The following is an 18,276-nucleotide window of genomic DNA, read 5'->3' as shown; positions in this document are numbered from 1 at the left end:
ACGGAGCCAAGATGCCCAACCGGCCGAACCCAAAGCGGGAGCCCGCGGTCCGAGCGTCCGATACTGCGCACGATGCACACCTGTTACGTCAAGAACGCGAAACCGTGCATCACGATCCCGTCTTTCGCATGCGCCCGCCCAATCTTCTCTGGCGGCGCCTGCTGGTGCTCACGCTCAACGTCGCAACGGTTGTTGCCGTCGGTCTCTGGGCAGGGCACCTCGCCGGTCTCGCCGGCTGGCGGGTCGTGGATGTCGCGCTCCTCTGCTGCGTGCTGCTGGCAACGCCCTGGATCGCGATTGGTTTCTGGAACGCCAGCATCGGCCTGCTTCTGACGCATGTGCTGGCCCGTGGCATCGAGGCGGCGGCCCCCTTTCTGAAGGGCGCCGCCGGGCAGGCGCGGCTCTCCAGCCGCACCGCCATCCTCATGACCCTGCGCAATGAGGATCCGGCCCGCGCGGTGCTCCGGCTGCGGGCGGTCAAGGCGGATCTCGATGCGACTCCCTTCGGCGGGCAATTCGACTATTTCCTTTTGAGCGACACCTCCCGGCCCGAGGTCGCCGCCGCCGAGGAAGCGGAAGTGGCCCGCTGGCAGGAGAGCGACGGCGTCCACCGCATCCATTATCGCCGCCGCACCGTCAACGAGGGTTTCAAGGCCGGCAATGTGCGCGATTTCTGCGCCCGCTGGGGCTCCGGCTATGACTACATGCTGCCGCTCGATGCCGACAGCGTGATGGGGGCGCAGGCGATCCTCTCCCTCGTGCGCATCCTCGATGCCCATCCGCGCATCGGCATCCTGCAGAGCCTGGTGGTGGGCATGCCCAGCGCCAGTGCCTTCGCCCGCATCTTCCAGTTCGGCATGCGCCACGGAATGCGCTGTTACACGCTGGGCGCCAGCTGGTGGACGGGGGACTGCGGCCCCTTCTGGGGGCACAATGCGCTCATCCGCATCGCGCCCTTCTACGCGCACTGCCACCTGCCGGTGCTGCCGGGCGCGCCGCCGCTCGGCGGGCCGATCCTCTCGCACGATCAGGTGGAGGCGGTGCTGATGCGCCGGGCCGGCTACGAGGTGCGCGTCGTCCCGGTGGAGAGCGAGAGCTATGAGGAGAACCCGCCGACCATCGCGGAATTCATCGCCCGCGACCTGCGCTGGTGCCTCGGCAACATGCAGTATCTGCGCCTTCAGGGGCTTCCCGGCCTGAAACCCGTGAGCCGGTTCCAGCTCCTCTGGGCCGTGCTGATGTTCGCGAGCGTGCCGGCGGTGCCGCTGGCGCTGGTCCTGCTGCCCTTCGCGGCCTTCGGGCTCTCGGCGGAAGAGGCGGAGGCGATCGGTCCCGGCGCAGGGGCGCTCTATGGCAGCCTGCTGGTGCTCGGCCAGTTTCCCAAGCTCGCCGGCCTGCTGGACGTGGCGCTGCGGCGGGGCGGCCTTGCGGCTTATGGCGGCGGCTTGCGCTTCTTCGCCTCGGCGGCGCTGGAGATCGCCTTCTCCCTGTTGCTCGGCGCCATCAGCGCGCTGGCCACCACGCGCTTCTTGATGGGGCTTGCCTTCGGGCGGGCGGCTGTCGGCTGGAACGGGCAGGTGCGCGATGCCCATGCCCTGTCCTTCAGCGCGGCGGTGCGCGGGTTGTGGGGGCAGACGCTGTTCGGGCTTCTGGTGGGCGCGGCGCTCGCCCTCGCTGCTCCGGTGCTGCTGCTCTGGACGCTGCCCCTGCTGGCAGGCTGCTGGCTGGCGGTGCCGTTTGCTGTGCTCACCGCCGCGCCGTCCTTCGGGCAGAAGCTCGCGGCGGCGGGGCTGTGCGCCATACCGGAGGAGGGGGCGCTGCCGGCCATCCTTGCGCGGCTGGAGCCCGCGGCGGAGACGAGACTCGAACGGGCGGCGTGAGCCATCGGGACACGCAACGCAAAACGGGCGGCCGCTGGGCCGCCCGTCGTGTTTCTGGAACCGGTCCGAGGCTCAGCGGCGGAAGCCGCCACCGCCGTGGAACCCGCCGAAGCCACCGCCGCCGAAGCGGTCGCCGCCATAGGAATTGAAGCGCTGCGAGCTCCAGTCCCGGGCCTGGCGTTCGCTGTCCAGATAGTTGGTGTTGGCGTTGCGATCCACGGACTGCCAGCCGGAATTGGTGCGCTGGCTCCAGCCGGACTCATTGTGCTGATACACGTTGCCGTCGTGGTCCGTGTAGATGTTGCCATTGTTCCAGGCCACCGAATTGCCGGTCTTCTGGTTGGTGGCGACACCCTTGCTGTCCACGTTCACCTGGCCGTTGTCCCGCGTGACCGTGGTCTGCGAGGCGTGCGCGGTGTCCGTGTTGGTGTTGTAGCCCGCGGACTGGCGGCCGGCGGCGGCATTGCCCGTATAGGCATTGCCCACCGCGCCCGAGCGCGAGGCGCTCGTCTGGCCCGTGGTGGGATTGGTGTGCACCTGCTCGCGTCCGGCGGCGTAATTGCCGGTGTAGGCATTGCCCTCGACGCCCGCCCGGCCGGCGCCCGCCGCGCCCGTATAGGGGTTGTAATAGCTGCCCTCGCGCCCGCCGGCATAATTGCCGGTGTAGGGGTTGAAGGCCGCCGCCGAGCGGCCCTGGAATTCGGTGCCACGTGCCGTGGTTCCGTAAGCATTGCGGCCGGCCCATTCGGTGCCATAGGGCGTCACGCCCCAGGCGCCATGCACCACCGCATTGCCACCCCAGCGCCCGTAGACGTTGGCGGCGTTCACGTTCACATAGCCCCAGTGGCCCCAGGCCGCGGGGCCGTAATAGGGCCCCCAGTAGGGCGTGACGGCGGCGCCCCAGGCCCAGCCGGCAGCAAAGCCGAAGCCGAAGCCCACCGCCGTGCCCACGGAGAAGCCGGCGCCATAGCCATAGGTGGCCGGGCAGCCGTACCAGACCGAGCCCACATAGCCGTTGCAGGTGTAGCCGGTGCCATAGACCACCGTGCCGCCGGGCTGGACGATGACGCCCATGTAGCCGGGCGTATAGCCCACCACCACCACGTCCGGCTGGACGGAATAGATGCGGACATAGGTGACGTAATAGATCGGCGAGGTGATCGGGATGGTGTAGATCGCCTCCGGCACGAAGGTCGCGACCGTCCACGGGCCGGCCGGGCTCTTGGCAGTGAACCAGATGCCCTGCGAGACCATGTAATAGCTGGAGCGGTTCACCTCGATGACCGGCTGCGGCGTGTTCACCGCATACTTCAGCGTCGTGCCGGGAATGGCGACGAACTTCGGCTCGCCGTCATAGCTCACCTTGGCGGTGGTCGTGCGCTTCACGGTGGCGGTCTGCGGGATGGTGGCGGCGATGGCCGCTTCCTTCGCCTGCTGGGTGCCGGCCACCGAGACCAGCACGCTGGCCTTGGGATCTTCCGGCGAGATCTTGGCGAAGTCCGCCGGCAGGGCGTCGTTGGCCACATAGGTCCACTCGCCGTCGAGGCTCTTGCCCTTGAACCAGCGACCCGAGATCAGGACGTAATAGTCGTTGGAATTCGGGTCCATGAAGACCGCATGGTCGGCATTCTTCATGGTCATGAGCTGCGTACCGGCGACGGGCAGCAATTCCGGCTGGCCGTCGGTCTGGATCAGTTCGGTCGGCTGCGTGGCCACCACGATGGCCGGGGGCGGGGTCACCGGCTTGCCGTCCTGCTTCAGCAGCGGGTCGGCCTTCTGGCTCTTCTGCGCGGCCTTGGCGGCAGCGGCGACGTCCTGCGGCACCTGCGGCGTGATCACCCACGGGCCGGTGAGGTTCGGCGATTCATACCAGGTGCCGGCGGCCTGGAGGTGGAAGGTGCCGGCGTCATCCTTCAGCAGCAGGGGCTGGGTGTTGATGACCCGCTGGAAGGTGCGCGCGCCCTCCACCGGCCGCAGCACCGGCTCGCCGGCGATGGGCACCAGAATGGTCATGGTGGAGGTGAAGATGATCTTGGGCGGCGTGTTCTGCACCGGCTGGGTGCGCAGATCGGCGATCTGCTTGTTGACCGCATAGCTCGCCTGCAACTGCACCAGCGGCACGGTGAGGCCGCCCTTGGGCAGGCGCTGTTCCACCGTCTTGCGCACGGCGGCGGCGGCATTGGGATCGCCCGCCACCTGCACCTGGTCGATCGCAAAGGAGGACAGGCTCACCAGCCCCGCGCCCTTGTCCACATTGGCCTGCGCGGTGAAGTGGATGAAGCCGTAGGCCGGCGCGCCGTTCACGGGGCCGATGGCGAGCGCGGCGCGGCCGCCGATGCGGTCGCCGTCCCAGCTCTCGATCTGCGGCTGGTAGATCTGCAGGCGGTTGGTGCCGACATCGAAGTTGCGCGGCCAGCCGAGGCCCGGCGTGCCGAGCGGCGCATTCTGCGACGGGGCCGCCGCAGGGGCCTGCTGTGCGAGAACGGGCGTCGTGTCCAGCAGCATGGGGGCGAGCGACGCCATGAGTGCCGCGGCCAGCGCCGTTCTGCTTGTGATGGTCGCCATGATTTTCGGCTCCTCCTTACCGCCCAGCGTGGGCAAGCTCTACCATGGGGAAGCAAGGGCGTCAGTGGGCGCGGGCCGCGTCAAAATTGGCCCGATCTGGCGCTCATCGACGTCTCTGCCTCGGTGCGTTTCCCGTAAGTCATTGAGACCTATCGGCTTCGGAAGCGGGCCCTTGGGCGGGCGGCGATCGGGCGTGACCTGCGTCGCGGGGGCGAGGCGTGCTCCTCGGCCCCCGCGATTGGCATGTCGTATGCCATGCCTTCGGAGGATTGCTCCAAGCGGCAGGCAGACCGGCTGAAGTGTCAGCGCCGCCCGTGATGGCCGCCGCTGTGGTGGCCGCTCCGGTGATGCCCGCCGGAGCGATGCTTGTGGTGGTCGCCGTCCTTGTGGTCGCCCTCGTGGTGATCTCCATCCTTGTGATCGCCATCCCGGTGCTCGCCGTCCTTATGGTCTCCCTCGTGATGATCGCCGTCGGTGCGGTGCTCACCGTCCCGGTGGTCCCCGCCGCGATCGTGATCGCCGCGCTGGGCATCGTCCGTCGCATGCGGACGGTCCTTCGAGGCGTCGTCGTCCCGCTTGGTGCCGTTTATCCGATCATCAGCGGGATTGCCGCCCGTGCCGCCGGCCCCTTTCCTGTCCTTGTCCGCCTTGCCGCCCGTGCTGTCGGGATGGGTGGTGACGCCGCTGCTGTTCGACGCCTTGTCAGCGTCCCCGCTCCGGCTGTCCTTGCCCTGATCGGGCATGGTGGTGCCGTTGACGCGGTCGGCGCTGTTGTCGCCGCCGCTCCGGCTGTCCTTGCCCTGATCGGGCATGGTGGTGCCGTTGACGCGGTCGGCACTGCTGTTGCCGCCGCTCCGGCTGTCCTTGTCCTGATCGGGCATTGTCGTGCCGTTGATGCGGTCGGCGCTGTTGTTGCCACCGCTCCGGCTGTCCTTGTTCTGATCGGGCATGGTGGTGCCGTTGACGCGATCGGCACTGCTGTTGGCGCCGCCTCGGCTGTCCTTGTCCTGATCGGGCATTGTCGTGCCGTTGACGCGGTCGGCACTGCTGTCGCCACCGCTCCGGCTGTCCTTGTTCTGGTCAGGCATTGTGGTGCCGTTGACGCGATCGGCACTGTTATCGCCGCCGCCTCGGCTGTCCTTGCCCTGATCGGGCATTGTCGTGCCGTTGACGCGATCGGCGCTGCTGTCGCCGCCGCTCCGGCTGTCCTTGTTCTGATCGGGCATGGTGGTGCCGTTCACATGGTCTGCGGGGTTGTCTCCACCGCCTTGATGCCCGCCCTTTCCATCGCCGTCCCGGCCGTCCTTCCCGCCTCCGTGATCATCATGCCCGGAGTCCGGGCTGTTGCCCGATCCCGAAGACGAATTCGACGAAGGGCCGGAAGAACCGGATGACCCCGAAGAGCCCGAGGAGCCGGACGCGCCCGAGGCTCCGCCGGAGTTCGATGATCCGGATGAATTGGAAGACCCCGACGATCCCGATCCGTTTGACGTTCCCGACGAACCGGAAGACCCCGCGCCCGTGCCGTCCCTGTCCTGATGCCCGTCGCGGTCGCGACCCTCATGGCGGCCGTCGCGCCCGTCGCGCCCGTCCTTGCCGTCGCGGCCGGTCCGGCCATGCCCGTGATCGTCATGGCCGGATGTGTTGTCCTTCCCGTCCGATCCCGATGAGGAACCGGACGCGGACGAACTGGACGAACCGGTCGTGCTCCCGGACGAGCCACCGGCGTTCGTGCTGCCCGAGGCCCCGCCCGTGGTCGTCGAAGTGCTGTTGGTCGTCGTGTTCGAGGTGTTCGTATTCGTGGTGTTGTTGATGGTCTGGTTGTTGATGGTCGTGGCGTTGGTCGTCACGTGGGAGTTGTACGTGTTCGACATGTAGTGGCCGCCGTAGGCGCTGAAGCCGCCCGCACCGAACCCTGCGCCGAATCCGGTGGCAAAGCCGCCGCCTGCGCCACCCGCGCCGAAACCGCCCCAGGCGCCGTGCGACCAGACGCCCGTGCCCGCGCTTCCGCCCCAGCCGGCGCCGACCGAAACCCCGCCGCCCCAGCGGCCGTAGATGTCCGCCCCCGCCGCATTGGCGAAGCCCCAGCCGCGGCCGTAGGGTGTTGCGCCCGCATAGGGACCCCAGTGCGGGCCGGCCCCGGCGCCCCACGACCAGCCCGGCGAGAAGCCGTAGCCGAAGCCCGATGTCCCGAGCGAAAAGCCCGCTCCGACCCCATAGGTGGAAGGCGCGGGCGTCCAGCGCGTGCCCACATAGCCGGGGGAGGCGACACCCGATCCATAGACCACCGTGTCGCCGCTCCCGAGCCCGACACCCATATAGGCCGGGGTGTAGCCGACGCTCACCGCGCCGTCGCGGGCGCCATAGATGCGCACGCCGGTCACGTAATGGACGGGCGAGGCCGGCGGGATGGCATAGATGGCCGGCGGAACCGCGTCCGCCACCGTCCACGGCCCGGACGGCGCCGGGGCGGCGAACCACACGCCCTTCGAGAGCAGATAGCTGGCGCCCGTGCCCGTCCGGATCACCGGCTCGGGGCTGTTCACCGCATAGCTGAGGCCCGTGCCGGGTATGGACGCGAACTGCGGCGCCCCGTCATACGCGACCGTGGCGGTGGTGCTGCGCGGCACTTCCGCCACCTGCGGGATCGAGGCGGCAATGGCGGCCTCGCGCGCCTGCGGCGTGCCGGGCACGCTGATGAGCACGTTGGCCTTGGGGTCCGTCGGCGCGATGTGGGCGAACGCGCGGGGCAGGGCGGTTCCGGCAATGCCGCGCCAAGGGCCGGAGAGGGCGGGGGCGGCGAACCAGCGGCCGGCGAGCAGCACGTAATAGGTCTCGGTATCCGGCGAGAGGAACACCGCCTGATCGGCGTTCCCGATGGTCTGCAACGCCGTGCCCGCGACCGCCTCCCATCTGGCGGGACCGTCGGTCTGGATCACGTCGGTGGGGGTGGTGGCGACGAGTAGCGCGGGCGGCGGCGACAGGGGCTGCCCGTTGGGCGGCAGCAGCGGATCTGCGGGCTGCACCGCCTCGGCGGCCGCCGCGGCCGTGCTCACATCCGGCGGCACTTCCGGGGCGGGGGTCCACGGGCCGGTGAGGCTGGTGCCCTCGAACCACGTGCCCGCGGCGCGCAGATGGAGGGTGCCCGCCACATCCTGAAGGATCAGGGCCGGCGTGTTGATGACGCGCTGGAAGCCATCGGCGCCGGGCACCGGGCGTAGCACCGGCGCTCCGGCGATGGAGACGAGCGTCGTCAGGCGGTCGGTGAAGATGATGGCGGGCGGTGCGGTCACGCCCGGCAGCCGCTCCGGCGGATGGGCGGCGGCATCGAGCTCTGCCTGCACGAGCGCGAGCGGCAGGGTGATGTGCTGGCCAGAGAGCTGGAGCGTCAGCTGAATGGCGAGATCGTCCGCCCGGCGCGGGGCGGCGGGAAACTCCACCCGCTCCACCGCAAGATCCCTGAGGCGCAGCGTGCCGGTCGCATAATCGGTGCGCGTGCGGGCGTAGAAAGCGACACGGCCGTAATGGGTTGTGCCGTCCTTGATGGTGAGGGCGAAGGCGGCGCGGGCGCGGACGGCGCCGTCGCGGCGGTGGACCACCTGCGGCGCGTAGAGCCTCAGCGTCGTGTCGTCCCAGCGGTAGATCCGGGGCCAGGCCGGCTGGACCGCCTGCGCCTGCGCGGCGGGCGCCGGGCTCTGGGCTTGAAGGTGGGCCGGGGACAGCAGGCTGGTGGCCGCGAGCAGCAGGGCGGGAAGGACGGATCGGCGCGCGTACATGGCTACCCTCATCGTATGAGGGACTTATAGAGCGCCTTGAGCTTGGCCGCGCGGGGAGAGATGGCGTGAGGCTGGCGGTGGTTAACGCCTCCGGCCGCAAACCGGAGGCGCTGGGGCCGCGGGGGCGGCCCATGGTCCGGCCGGTGCAAAGCCGGCGGACCGGTCCCGTCGTGCTGGGGGGAGACCACGACGGGACCGTAGATGAGGCGCGCTGCTTGCGCGGCCTTCGTTGGGGAACATGCCCTTCCATCGCGAGCGGTACAAATCAGTTTGCGCGCGAATTTGAATAAGATAAACTTATTGGATGCTCTCCACCCGTCAGCTTCGCTATTTCGAAGCCCTCTCCCGTCACCTCCATTTCGGCCGCGCGGCCGAGGAATGCGCCGTCACCCAGCCGGCGCTCTCCATGCAGATCCGCGACATGGAGGCTGACCTCGGCGTCGATCTCGTGGAGCGCGGGCGCGGCTCCGTCCGTCTGACCCCCATGGGCGAGGAGACGGCGGTGCGGGCGCGGGAAATCCTCGCCAGCCTCACCGATCTGGAGCGCTCCATCCGGGCACAGGGCTCGCTGCTGGAGGGGCGGCTGCGGCTCGGCGTCATTCCCTCCGTCGCGCCCTATCTCCTGCCGCGCCTGCTGCCGGCGGTGGGGCAGGCTTATCCGCGGGTGGAACTGGCGCTGCGGGAGACGCAGACGGAGCAACTGGTCGCCGAACTCCTCAACGGCAGCCTCGACCTGCTCATCCTCAGCCTGCCGGTGGAGCATCCGGCACTGGAGACGCGGGCGCTGTTCGATGACGCCTTTCTCCTCGCGCTGCCGGAAGGGGCCGAACTGCCCGAGGGCGATCTTGCGACGCCAGACCATCTGGCGCCGGACGATCTGCTGCTGCTGGAAGACGGCCACTGCTTCCGCGATCAGGCGCTTCAGGTCTGCGGCGCCATGGATCAGCGCCGCCTGCGCCGGTTCGGCGCCACCTCGCTGTCCACCCTGGTGCAACTGGTGGCCAACGGGCAGGGCGTGACCCTGCTGCCGGAAATGCTCGTTGCCTGCGAGGGCGGCCAGATCCCGCGCGTGCGCCTCGTGCGCTTTCCCGAGCCGGCGCCCCGGCGCAGCATCGGCATGGTCTGGCGCCGCAGCTCGCCCTTCGTGCGCGACATCGCTGCCTTCGCCCGGCTGGTGGAGGGCTGCCGTCCCACGGCCTGAGCCCGCCCGCGGCAGGCGAAGGCCCCCTGTGCGGCGCTGCGCCTTGCCTCGCGCGCGGTTCGCGGCTAAGCCGCGCGCTGGATCACGCAGGCGCGACCCGCCTGGAGCAGGATGCCGGAAGTGGAACGCGGGCTCGGCGGCACAGGCGCCACCGGTTCCACCACGGGCGCGAGGACGAAGATGGCGCAGGACGGTCTGAATTATCGTGACGCGGGGGTGGATATCGACGCCGGCAACCGGCTGGTCGATCTCATCAAGCCGCTGGTGAAGGCCACCCGCCGTCCCGGTGCCGATGCGGACATCGGCGGCTTCGGCGGCATCTTCGACCTGAAGCGCGCCGGCTTCTCCGATCCGCTGCTGGTGGCCGCCACCGACGGCGTCGGCACCAAGCTCAAGATCGCCATCGAGACCGGGCAGCACGGCACCATCGGCATCGACCTTGTGGCCATGTGCGTGAACGACCTCATCGTGCAGGGCGCCGAGCCGCTGTTCTTCCTTGATTATTTCGCGACCGGCCGGCTCTCGCCGGAAGTGGGCGCGCAGATCGTGGCGGGCGTGGCGCGCGGCTGCAAGGAATCGGGCTGCGCCCTCATCGGCGGCGAGACCGCCGAGATGCCCGGCATGTACAAGGACGGCGATTATGACCTCGCCGGCTTCTCCGTCGGCGCCGTGGAGCGCGATGCGCTGCTGCCGCGCCCCGATGTGGCGGCGGGCGACGTGATCCTCGGCCTTGCCTCTTCGGGCGTGCACTCCAACGGCTATTCGCTGGTGCGCCGCATCGTCGAGCGCTCCGGCCTCGCGTGGGACGCGCCCGCGCCCTTCGCCCCCGAGCGCAGCCTCGGCGCGGCCCTGCTGGAGCCGACCCGCCTTTATGTCAAGAGCGGGCTGAAGGTGCTGCGCGACACCGGCGCCATCAAGGCGCTCGCCCACATCACCGGCGGCGGCATCACCGAGAACCTGCCCCGCGTGCTGCCCGCCGGCACCATCGCCCGCGTGGACCTTGCCAATCTGGTCGTGCCGCCGGTGTTCCGCTGGCTCGCAGCCACCGGCAACGTGGCGCCGGAAGAGATGCTGCGCGCCTTCAACTGCGGCATCGGCATGGCCGTGGTGGTCGCCGCCCCTGACGCGGAGAAGGTGGCGGACGCCTTCGCGGACGCCGGTGAGACGGTGGCCCGCCTCGGCGTCATCGAGCCCGGCACCGGCGCGGCGCATGTGGCCTATGACGGCCAGCTTCAGCTCGGTGCGGCATGAGCCAGCAGCGCAAGCGCACCGCCGTCTTCATTTCCGGGCGCGGCTCCAACATGGCCGCGCTGGTGAAGGCCGCGCAGGCGCCGGATTTTCCCGCTGAAATCTCGCTTGTCCTGTCGAACAAGGCGGATGCGGCGGGCCTTGAGTTCGCGCGCGAGCACGGCATCGAGACGCTGGTCCTGAGCCACCGCGACTATGCCGACCGCATCGCCTTCGACGCCGCGCTCGACGCGCACCTGCGCATCGCGGGCATCGAGATCGTGTGCCTTGCCGGCTTCATGCGGCTGCTCACGCCCTGGCTGGTGGAGCGCTGGCGCGACCGCATGATCAACGTGCATCCCTCGCTGCTGCCGAGCTTCAAGGGGCTCGACACCCATGCCCGCGCCATCGAGACCGGCGTGCGCCTGCACGGCTGCACGGTGCATTTCGTCCGCGCCGAGATGGACGAGGGGCCGATCATCCTTCAGGCCGCCGTGCCCGTGCATGCGGACGACACGCCGGACGTGCTTGCCCACCGTGTGCTGGAGCAGGAGCATGTGATCTATCCCAAGGGCCTCGCCCTTCTGGCCTCCGGCCGGCTGCGGGTGGAGAACGAGCGGACCATCGTCAGCGACGAGCGCCCGGTGCGCGACGTTCTGGTGGTGCCGCGGGTCTGACCGGGGACAGGCAGCCGATGGCGACACAGGCGGAGAGCGGCGCGGGGGCTGCGGAGAAGAGCCGTTCCGCCTGCCGGCATCCCCTTCTGTTCGCCGTCGTCATGACCGCCGTCGCCGGCTATGTGGATGCCGTCGGCTTCTCCCAGGCGGACAAGCTCTACCTTTCCTTCATGAGCGGGAATTCCACCCGCCTCGGCTCGGCGCTGGCGCAGGGGGATTTCTCCGTCCTGCTGCTCGCCGGGCTGGTGGTGCTGTGCTTCGTGGGCGGCGCCGCCCTCGGCACGCTCATCATGGAAACGGTCTCCCGGCACCGCATGGTCTGGGTGCTCGTGGCCGAAATCCTGCTGTTCGCAACGGCGCTGGCGCTCGTGCTCACGGGCTGGGGCCGGCTGCCATTGTTCCTCATCGCCGCCACCATGGGCATGCAGAACACGGCCCATCAGGTGGTCGACGGCGCCGATATCGGCAAGAGCTTCGTCACCGGCACGCTGTTCAGCTTCGGGCAGTCGCTGGTGCGCGCCCTGCTGGGCCGCGCCAGCGCGCGGGAATGCGCGGATTATGCGCTCTCCTGGGTCGCCTTCATCTGCGGCGTCGCGCTGGGGGCCGTGGTCGTCAGCGGCTTCGGGCTGGTGGAAGCCATCGCCGCGGTGCTCGCCGTGCTGACGCTCACCGCGGCCGGGCTCCGGGCCGGCTGGCTCTGAGACTCAGACCTTCACCACATCCACCCGGTTGTCATGGAAGGCCGCGCCGCCCGCCGGGGCGACGGGGTCGGCGCCGGTGAGGGTGTTGATGCCGCGTCCGCCCGCATGGGCGAAGTTGGGGTGGATCTGCTCGGCCACCACCACGCCCCGCCGCAGGCCGTCGAACAGCTTGGCCGTCAGTGCCACCGTGCCGCGCGTGTTGCGCACCTCCACCGTGTCGCCCTCGGCGATGCTGCGCGCGGCCGCATCCTCGGGATGGATGAGAAGGGTCGGCCCGCCCTCGCGCTTCACCGAGGTGGGCGTCTCGTTGAAGGTGGAGTTGAGGAAGTTGCGCGCCGGGGCCGTCACGAGCCGGAACGGGTGTTCGGCGGTGGGCGCCTCGATGACGGCCCAATGGTCCGGGAATTCCGGCATCTGTTCCCACGGGCCGAACAGGCCGGGGGCGGGGATGGGCGGGCGCGTCCAGTCGGGCTTCAGGCGATAGCGCCCGTCCTTGTGGCCGAAGCCGCTGAGGAAGTGGGCGCTCTCGAATTCCGGCTGGATGTCGATGAAGCGCTCCGCTTCCAGATGCTCCAGCGTGCCGCGCTGGGAGGCGTTCAGCGTCCAGTCGATCAGCTCGCGCGGGCTCATGGAAAAGCCGGGATGCTCCGCGCCCACGCGCCGGGCGATCTCGGCGATCACCTCATGATTGCTGCGGCACTCGCCGGGCGGGTCCACGAGCTTGGGGCCGAGCAGCAGATGCTGGTGGCCGCCGCCCTGATAGAGATCGTCATGCTCGGTGAACATGGTGGCCGGCAGCACGATATCCGCCTGCCGGGCGGTCTCGGTGAGGAACTGCTCGTGCACGGCGACGAACAGGTCGTCGCGGGCAAAGCCCTGCTTCACCCGCTCCTGATCCGGCGCCACGCTCATTGGGTTGGTGTTCTGGATCAGCATGGCCGTGACCGGCGGGCCGCCGGACAGCACCTCCGGATCGCCGGTGAGGATGGCACCGATGCGGGACTGGTCGAGCTGGCGCACCTTGGCGTCCAGCACATCCAGGCCCTCGATCATGGTCTTGCGGGTGCGATAGATGCCGGAATTGGAGTGGAAGGCGCCGCCGCCCTCATGCTGCCAGGCCCCCGACACCACGGGGATGGACGTCACCGCGTGCATGTTCACCGCGCCATTGCGGCTGCGCGAGAGTCCATAGCCGATGCGGAAGAAGCTCCGGGGCGTCTCGCCCACGAGCTTGGCGAAGGCCTCGATCTCCGCCACCGGCAGGCCGGTGATGGCGCTCGCCCATTCCGGCGTGCGGGTCGCGAGATGGGCTTCGAACTCGGCCGCGTCATTGGCATAGCGAGCGAGATAGGCGCGGTCCGCCCGGTTGTCGCGGAACAGCACATGCATGATGGCGCAGGCGAGCGCGCCGTCCGTGCCGGGGCGGATGAGGAGGGGGATGTCCGCCTGCTCCATGGTGGGCGTGCGATAGACGTCCACCACCGCGATCTTCGCGCCGCGCTCCTTCCGGGCCTTCACCGCATGGGTCATCACATTGACCTGGGTCGCCACCGCATTGGTGCCCCAGATGATGACGAGGTCGGAGACGCCCATCTCGCGCGGGTCGGTGCCGCCGAGGCGGCCGGTGCCGGCGATGTAGCCGCTCCAGGCCGGGTTCACGCAGATGGAGGAGAAGAAGCGGGAATATTTCTTGGCATGGGTCAGCCGGTTGATGCCGTCGCGCATCACGAGGCCCATGGTGCCCGCGTAATAATAGGGCCAGACGCTTTCCGCCCCATGCGCCTGCTCGGCCTTCAGCAGCCCTTCCGCCACACGGTCCAGGGCCTCGTCCCAGGAGATGCGCTCGAACTGGGTGGAGCCCTTGGGGCCGACCCGACGCAGCGGGTGCATCAGGCGCTCGGGATGGTCCGTGCGCTCCGCATAGCGCGCGACCTTCGCGCAGATGACGCCGGCCGTGTAGCTGTTGTCCTTCGCCCCGCGCACGCGGCCGATCCGCTTCCTGTCCAGGACTTCCACCTCAAGGGCGCAGGTGGAGGGGCAATCGTGGGGACAGGCGGACGCCCGGATGACCGGGGCCGAGACGTGCTGGTTCATGAACAGGCTCCTTCCGGACTTTATAGGGCAAGCCCGGAAGGGTGACGAGATGCCGCGCGGCGCGGCCCGTGGATCAGGCCCCGTGCTCGGAAGCGGCCGGCCGCTTGCGCAGGACAAGGCCGATGGCGACCACCACCACGGCCCCCAGAGCGCCCGCCACATAATGGGGCAGGGCCGCCGGGCCGATGCCGCCGGGGGCTTCCAGATCCGGCTTCACGAAGGCCGGGTTGAAGCCCTTCAGCAGGTCGATAGAGATCACATCGCTCACCAGCATCTCGCCGGCGATGAAGCCGAGCAGCGCCGCACCGGCCCACACGAGGATGGGCAGGCGCTGGAGCAGGGCCAGCACAAGCTGGGAGCCGGCGACGATCAGCGGAATGGTGAGCAGCAGGCCGAAGATGAAGAGCTCGGGATGACCGCGCGATGCGGCGGCGATGGCCACCACATTGTCGAGGCTCATGACCGCATCGGCGATGGCGATGGTGCGCACCGCCCGCCACAGGCTGTCGGAGGCCTCCACCTCGTGGGCCTCTTCCTCGCCGCTCAGCACGAGCTTGGCGGCGATCCACAGCAGCAGCACCGCGCCGGCGATCTTCAGGAACGGCACGCCCAGCAGATAGGAGATGGCCAGGGCGAAGATGATGCGCAGCCCGACCGCGGCGCCGGCGCCGAGGATGATGCCCCAGCGCCGCTGGCTCGGCGGCAGGGAGCGGCAGGCCAGCGCGATGACCACCGCATTGTCGCCCGACAGAAGCAGGTCGATCCAGACGATCTGGAGCAGCGAAAGCCAGAAGGTGGGGTTGCTGAGGTCCATTCCGCATCCTTGGGACGGGTGTTGCGCGCGTGGGCCTTACATGACCTTTGGGAAGGCGTTCAACCCCCGCGTTCCATCCGGCGCCGGTTTTCAGTCTTTATGGGTCGTTGCCCTTACTCTGGTAGCTGATCAGGCCGTGGTATCGGCCCGCGCACTTCGCACCCGCCCCCAGATCCAGGCGGTGGCCACCACGAATACGGCGCCGGCTGCGGCCGCCAGGAGCGACCAATGCTCTGTCACCTCATGCCCGCCGAGGCGGTCCATGACGGCGGCGTCCGACAGCAGCATCTCGCCGGCGATCCAGCCCAGCAGCGCCGCGCCCGCCCACACCAGAATAGGGAAGCGGTCGAGCATCGCCATCACCAGCGAGGAGCCGGCGACGATCAGCGGAATGGAGATGGCAAGGCCCAGCACCAGCAGCAGGAAATTGCCATTGGCGATGGCGGCGACGGCGACCACATTGTCGAGGCTCATGACGATGTCGGCGAGCGCGACCGTGCCGACCGCCCGCCACAGACTCTCGCTGGCCTTGACGCTCTCGGCTCCTTCGTCGTCGGGCAGGGCAAGGTCGATGGCGATGTAGAAGAGCGCAACGGCCCCGACCACCTTCAGCCAGGGCAAGGCCAGCAGGGTGGCAACGATGCCGGTGAAGAGGATGCGCAGTCCCACCGCCACGCCCGAGCCGAGCACGATGCCCCACTTGCGGGTGCGCTCCGGCAGGGAGCGGCACGCCATGGCGATGACCACCGCATTGTCGCCGGACAACAGGACGTTGATCCAGACGAGCTGCAGGAAGGCGAGCCAGAATTCCGGCGAGGAGATGGACATGGGGAGCGGCTCACCTTGAGCGGCCGGCAAGGTCCGGCGGTGCCCGCTCCTCCTACGTCAGGGGCGCGCGGGTCTCAAGGCGAAACCATGCAGGGCGGCCCTGCGGCCAGAGGCCGGCCCGCGCGGGAACCAGATCGGTGCCGCGCGGGCCGGAAAGAGATGTCAGCCGACGATCTCGTTCTGCGAGAAGAACTGGGCGATCTCGACGCCGGCGTTCTCAACGCTGTCCGAACCATGGGCGGAGTTCGCCTCGATGGACTCGGCAAAGAGCTTGCGGATGGTGCCCTCGGCCGCATTGGCCGGGTTGGTGGCGCCCATCACTTCGCGATACTTGGCGACCGCGTCTTCGCCTTCGAGCACCTGCACGACCACCGGACCGGAGGTCATGAAGGACACGAGGTCATTGAAGAAGGGGCGGGCGCTGTGGACCGCATAGAAGGCCTCGGCCTGAGCCTTGGTCATCTGGATGCGCTTCTGGGCGACAATGCGAAGGCCAGCCTTCTCGATGACCGCATTGATCGCGCCGGTGAGGTTGCGACGCGTCGCGTCGGGCTTGATGATCGAGAAAGTGCGCTCGATCGCCATGATGATCGTCCTGTCGTTCTGAAGCTGAAAGGGATCCGCGATCACGCGCGGTGGCGCCTCTTAGCAGTGAAGGCCGACTGCGGCAAGGGAAGTCGGTTGCATCCGGTGCCATGCCCACGCGCAGCTTCAGCCGGTCGGGTCGCCCTTTTCCGGCAGCAGGATCATGTCCAGCGCCGCCTCCACCACATCCGTCACGGCAAAGCTCGCGCCGCCGCCGAAGACGCGGGGCCAGAACAAGGTCTCCTTCACCATGCCGAGAAACTGCGCGGCGGCCAGCCCCGGATTGCCGGGCCGGCGCAGATGCCCGGCGCGGGCGAGGACCTCGAAATAGGCGCCCAGACTCTCCGTCACCTGCTGCTTGCCGGCCTGCACATAGGCAGGGGCGAGTTCGGGAAAACGCGGCGCCTCGGCGATGATGAGGCGCAGGAAGGGGATCACTTCCGGTTGATCCCAATGGGCGCGCAGGCGCTCCACATAGGCGGTCAGCACCGCGCGGGGCGCCGCGGCGGAAGGATCGGGCAGGGGCGGGGCGTCCGTGAAACGGCCCCACACCTCCGCGATCACCGCGCCGAAGAGCTCGGCCTTGCCGGGATAATATTGATAGAGCGTGCGCTTGGAGACGGGCGCTGCCGCCGCCACCGCATCCATGCTGGTCGCGCCATAGCCGCGCTCCAGGAAGAGCGCACGGGCGGCGGTGCGGATGCGGGCGGCGGTGCCGCGCCGGTCAACCTTGGGCGACGTCATGCTTGACAAAGTAAACGATCCGGTTTACCTGAGTTCCGTCTTCGCGGCGCAGGACCGCCGCCCTTTCTCTCACATCCCGACATATGAGGCGAACCATGGACCACCGTCCGCTCGGTCGCACTGGCCTTTCCGTGTCCGCCATCGGCCTCGGCTGCATGGGCATGTCCGAATTCTACGGCGCCAGTGACGACACCCAGTCGCTCGCCACCCTCGAAGCCGCGCTGGACGCCGGCATCACTTTCTTCGACACCGCCGACATGTATGGCGTCGGCCACAATGAGCGCCTCCTCGGCCAGTTCCTGAAGGGCAAGCGCGAGAAGGTGGTGCTCGCCACCAAGTTCGGCAACGTGCGCGGCCCCAATGGCGAGCGCCTCGGCATCAACGGCTCGCCCGCTTATGTGCGCGAGGCCTGCGAGGCGAGCCTGAAGCGCCTCGGCATCGAGACCATCGACCTCTATTACCAGCACCGCGTGGACCCCAAGACGCCCATCGAAGACACCGTGGGCGCCATGGCGCGGCTGGTGGAGGAGGGCAAGGTGCGCCACCTCGGCCTCTCGGAATGCTCGGTGGCCACCCTGAAGCGGGCCCATGGCGTGCATCCCATCACCGCCGTCCAGACCGAATATTCGCTCTGGACCCGCGATGCGGAGGCCGAGATGCTCGGCGTCTGCGCGGATCTCGGCATCAGCTTCGTGGCCTATAGCCCGCTGGGGCGCGCCTTCCTCACTGGCGCCATCACCAGCACGGACACGCTCGCGGAGAATGACTTCCGCCGTCACAACCCGCGCTTCCAAGGCGAGGCCTTCGCCCAGAACAAGCGCCTCACCGATGCGCTCGCCGCCTTCGCCGCGGCCCGCAAGGTGACGTCCGCGCAGATCGCGCTGGCCTGGATCCTCAACAAACAGCCCCATGTGATCCCGATCCCCGGCACGCGGCGCATCAAATATCTGCAGGAGAATGCGGCGGCGGTGGCGATCCGCCTCTCGCCGGCCGAGGTCGCGGAACTCGACGCCCTGTTCCCGCCCCAGGCGGTGGCCGGCACGCGCTATCCCGAGCCGGTGATGGCCAACCTGAATATCTGAGACTGTGCCCATGGGAGCGCCACCCCGAGCGGGCCCCAGGCGCTCCCTCTCCGTCTCGCGTCACGGCCGGGCTTGTCCCGGCCATGCACGGGGTGGGGCCGG

General features: G+C 69.1%; 13 protein-coding genes. 6 read left to right on the top strand and 7 right to left on the bottom strand.

Going from position 1 to position 18,276, the window contains the following annotated elements; genetic code table 11:
* Positions 1–11 precede the first annotated feature (11 nt).
* A complete protein-coding gene (mdoH, locus tag AZC_RS21365; RefSeq protein WP_012172685.1) occupies positions 12–1,880 on the top strand; it encodes a glucans biosynthesis glucosyltransferase MdoH in 1,869 nt (622 codons plus the stop codon).
* 72 nt (positions 1,881–1,952) lie between these two features.
* Here mdoH and AZC_RS21360 read toward each other — a convergent pair whose 3' ends face one another.
* A complete protein-coding gene (locus tag AZC_RS21360; RefSeq protein WP_043879692.1) occupies positions 1,953–4,445 on the bottom strand; it encodes a hypothetical protein in 2,493 nt (830 codons plus the stop codon).
* Positions 4,446–4,747: 302 nt separating this feature from the next.
* Positions 4,748–8,221: a hypothetical protein gene (locus tag AZC_RS24565; RefSeq protein WP_052286033.1), complete on the bottom strand. Its 3,474-nt coding sequence runs from the start codon at positions 8,219–8,221 to the stop codon at positions 4,748–4,750.
* A gap of 304 nt (positions 8,222–8,525) precedes the next feature.
* Here AZC_RS24565 and AZC_RS21345 point away from each other — a divergent pair, with 304 nt between their 5' ends.
* The 4 genes from AZC_RS21345 to AZC_RS21330 all read left to right on the top strand — a co-directional run bounded on the left by AZC_RS21345 (position 8,526) and on the right by AZC_RS21330 (position 12,027).
* Positions 8,526–9,422 (top strand): hydrogen peroxide-inducible genes activator, encoded by an 897-nt coding sequence (locus AZC_RS21345; protein ID WP_012172682.1) that lies wholly within the window; start codon positions 8,526–8,528, stop codon positions 9,420–9,422.
* A 180-nt stretch (positions 9,423–9,602) separates the two neighbouring features.
* Positions 9,603–10,673: a phosphoribosylformylglycinamidine cyclo-ligase gene (gene purM, locus AZC_RS21340; RefSeq protein WP_012172681.1), complete on the top strand. Its 1,071-nt coding sequence runs from the start codon at positions 9,603–9,605 to the stop codon at positions 10,671–10,673.
* Positions 10,670–11,326 carry a phosphoribosylglycinamide formyltransferase gene (purN, locus tag AZC_RS21335; RefSeq protein ID WP_012172680.1) on the top strand — a complete coding sequence of 219 codons (657 nt, stop codon included), beginning with the start codon at positions 10,670–10,672 and terminating at the stop codon, positions 11,324–11,326. The genes purM and purN overlap by 4 nt, the downstream gene beginning before the upstream one ends.
* A 17-nt stretch (positions 11,327–11,343) precedes the next feature.
* Positions 11,344–12,027: a YoaK family protein gene (locus AZC_RS21330; RefSeq protein ID WP_012172679.1), complete on the top strand. Its 684-nt coding sequence runs from the start codon at positions 11,344–11,346 to the stop codon at positions 12,025–12,027.
* A gap of 3 nt (positions 12,028–12,030) precedes the next feature.
* Here the strand turns inward: AZC_RS21330 and AZC_RS21325 are convergent, their stop codons facing one another.
* From AZC_RS21325 to AZC_RS21305, 5 genes are all read right to left on the bottom strand, one after another.
* Positions 12,031–14,121 carry a molybdopterin-containing oxidoreductase family protein gene (locus tag AZC_RS21325; RefSeq protein WP_012172678.1) on the bottom strand — a complete coding sequence of 697 codons (2,091 nt, stop codon included), beginning with the start codon at positions 14,119–14,121 and terminating at the stop codon, positions 12,031–12,033.
* Between the two features lie 73 nt (positions 14,122–14,194).
* Positions 14,195–14,935 (bottom strand): TerC family protein, encoded by a 741-nt coding sequence (locus AZC_RS21320; protein ID WP_012172677.1) that lies wholly within the window; start codon positions 14,933–14,935, stop codon positions 14,195–14,197.
* Between the two features lie 129 nt (positions 14,936–15,064).
* Complete coding sequence (locus AZC_RS21315; protein WP_043879691.1) at positions 15,065–15,763, bottom strand: TerC family protein; 699 nt, start codon at positions 15,761–15,763, stop codon at positions 15,065–15,067.
* A gap of 162 nt (positions 15,764–15,925) precedes the next feature.
* On the bottom strand, positions 15,926–16,348 hold the full coding sequence (gene ndk / locus AZC_RS21310) for a nucleoside-diphosphate kinase (RefSeq protein WP_012172675.1): 423 nt from the start codon (positions 16,346–16,348) through the stop codon (positions 15,926–15,928).
* A 126-nt stretch (positions 16,349–16,474) separates the two neighbouring features.
* Entirely contained in the window at positions 16,475–17,092 is a 618-nt protein-coding gene (locus AZC_RS21305; protein ID WP_052286032.1) for a TetR/AcrR family transcriptional regulator, read from the bottom strand.
* A gap of 95 nt (positions 17,093–17,187) precedes the next feature.
* Between AZC_RS21305 and AZC_RS21300 the strand changes: the two genes are divergently transcribed.
* The gene (locus AZC_RS21300; protein ID WP_012172673.1) at positions 17,188–18,174 is read left to right on the top strand and encodes an aldo/keto reductase; all 987 of its coding nucleotides are present in this window, start codon (positions 17,188–17,190) and stop codon (positions 18,172–18,174) included.
* Positions 18,175–18,276: the final 102 nt, after the last annotated feature.

Origin of the sequence: Azorhizobium caulinodans ORS 571 (assembly GCF_000010525.1) — a bacterium.
GTDB classification, from domain to species: domain Bacteria; phylum Pseudomonadota; class Alphaproteobacteria; order Rhizobiales; family Xanthobacteraceae; genus Azorhizobium; species Azorhizobium caulinodans.
This window is presented reverse-complemented; position numbering and strand designations above follow the sequence as displayed.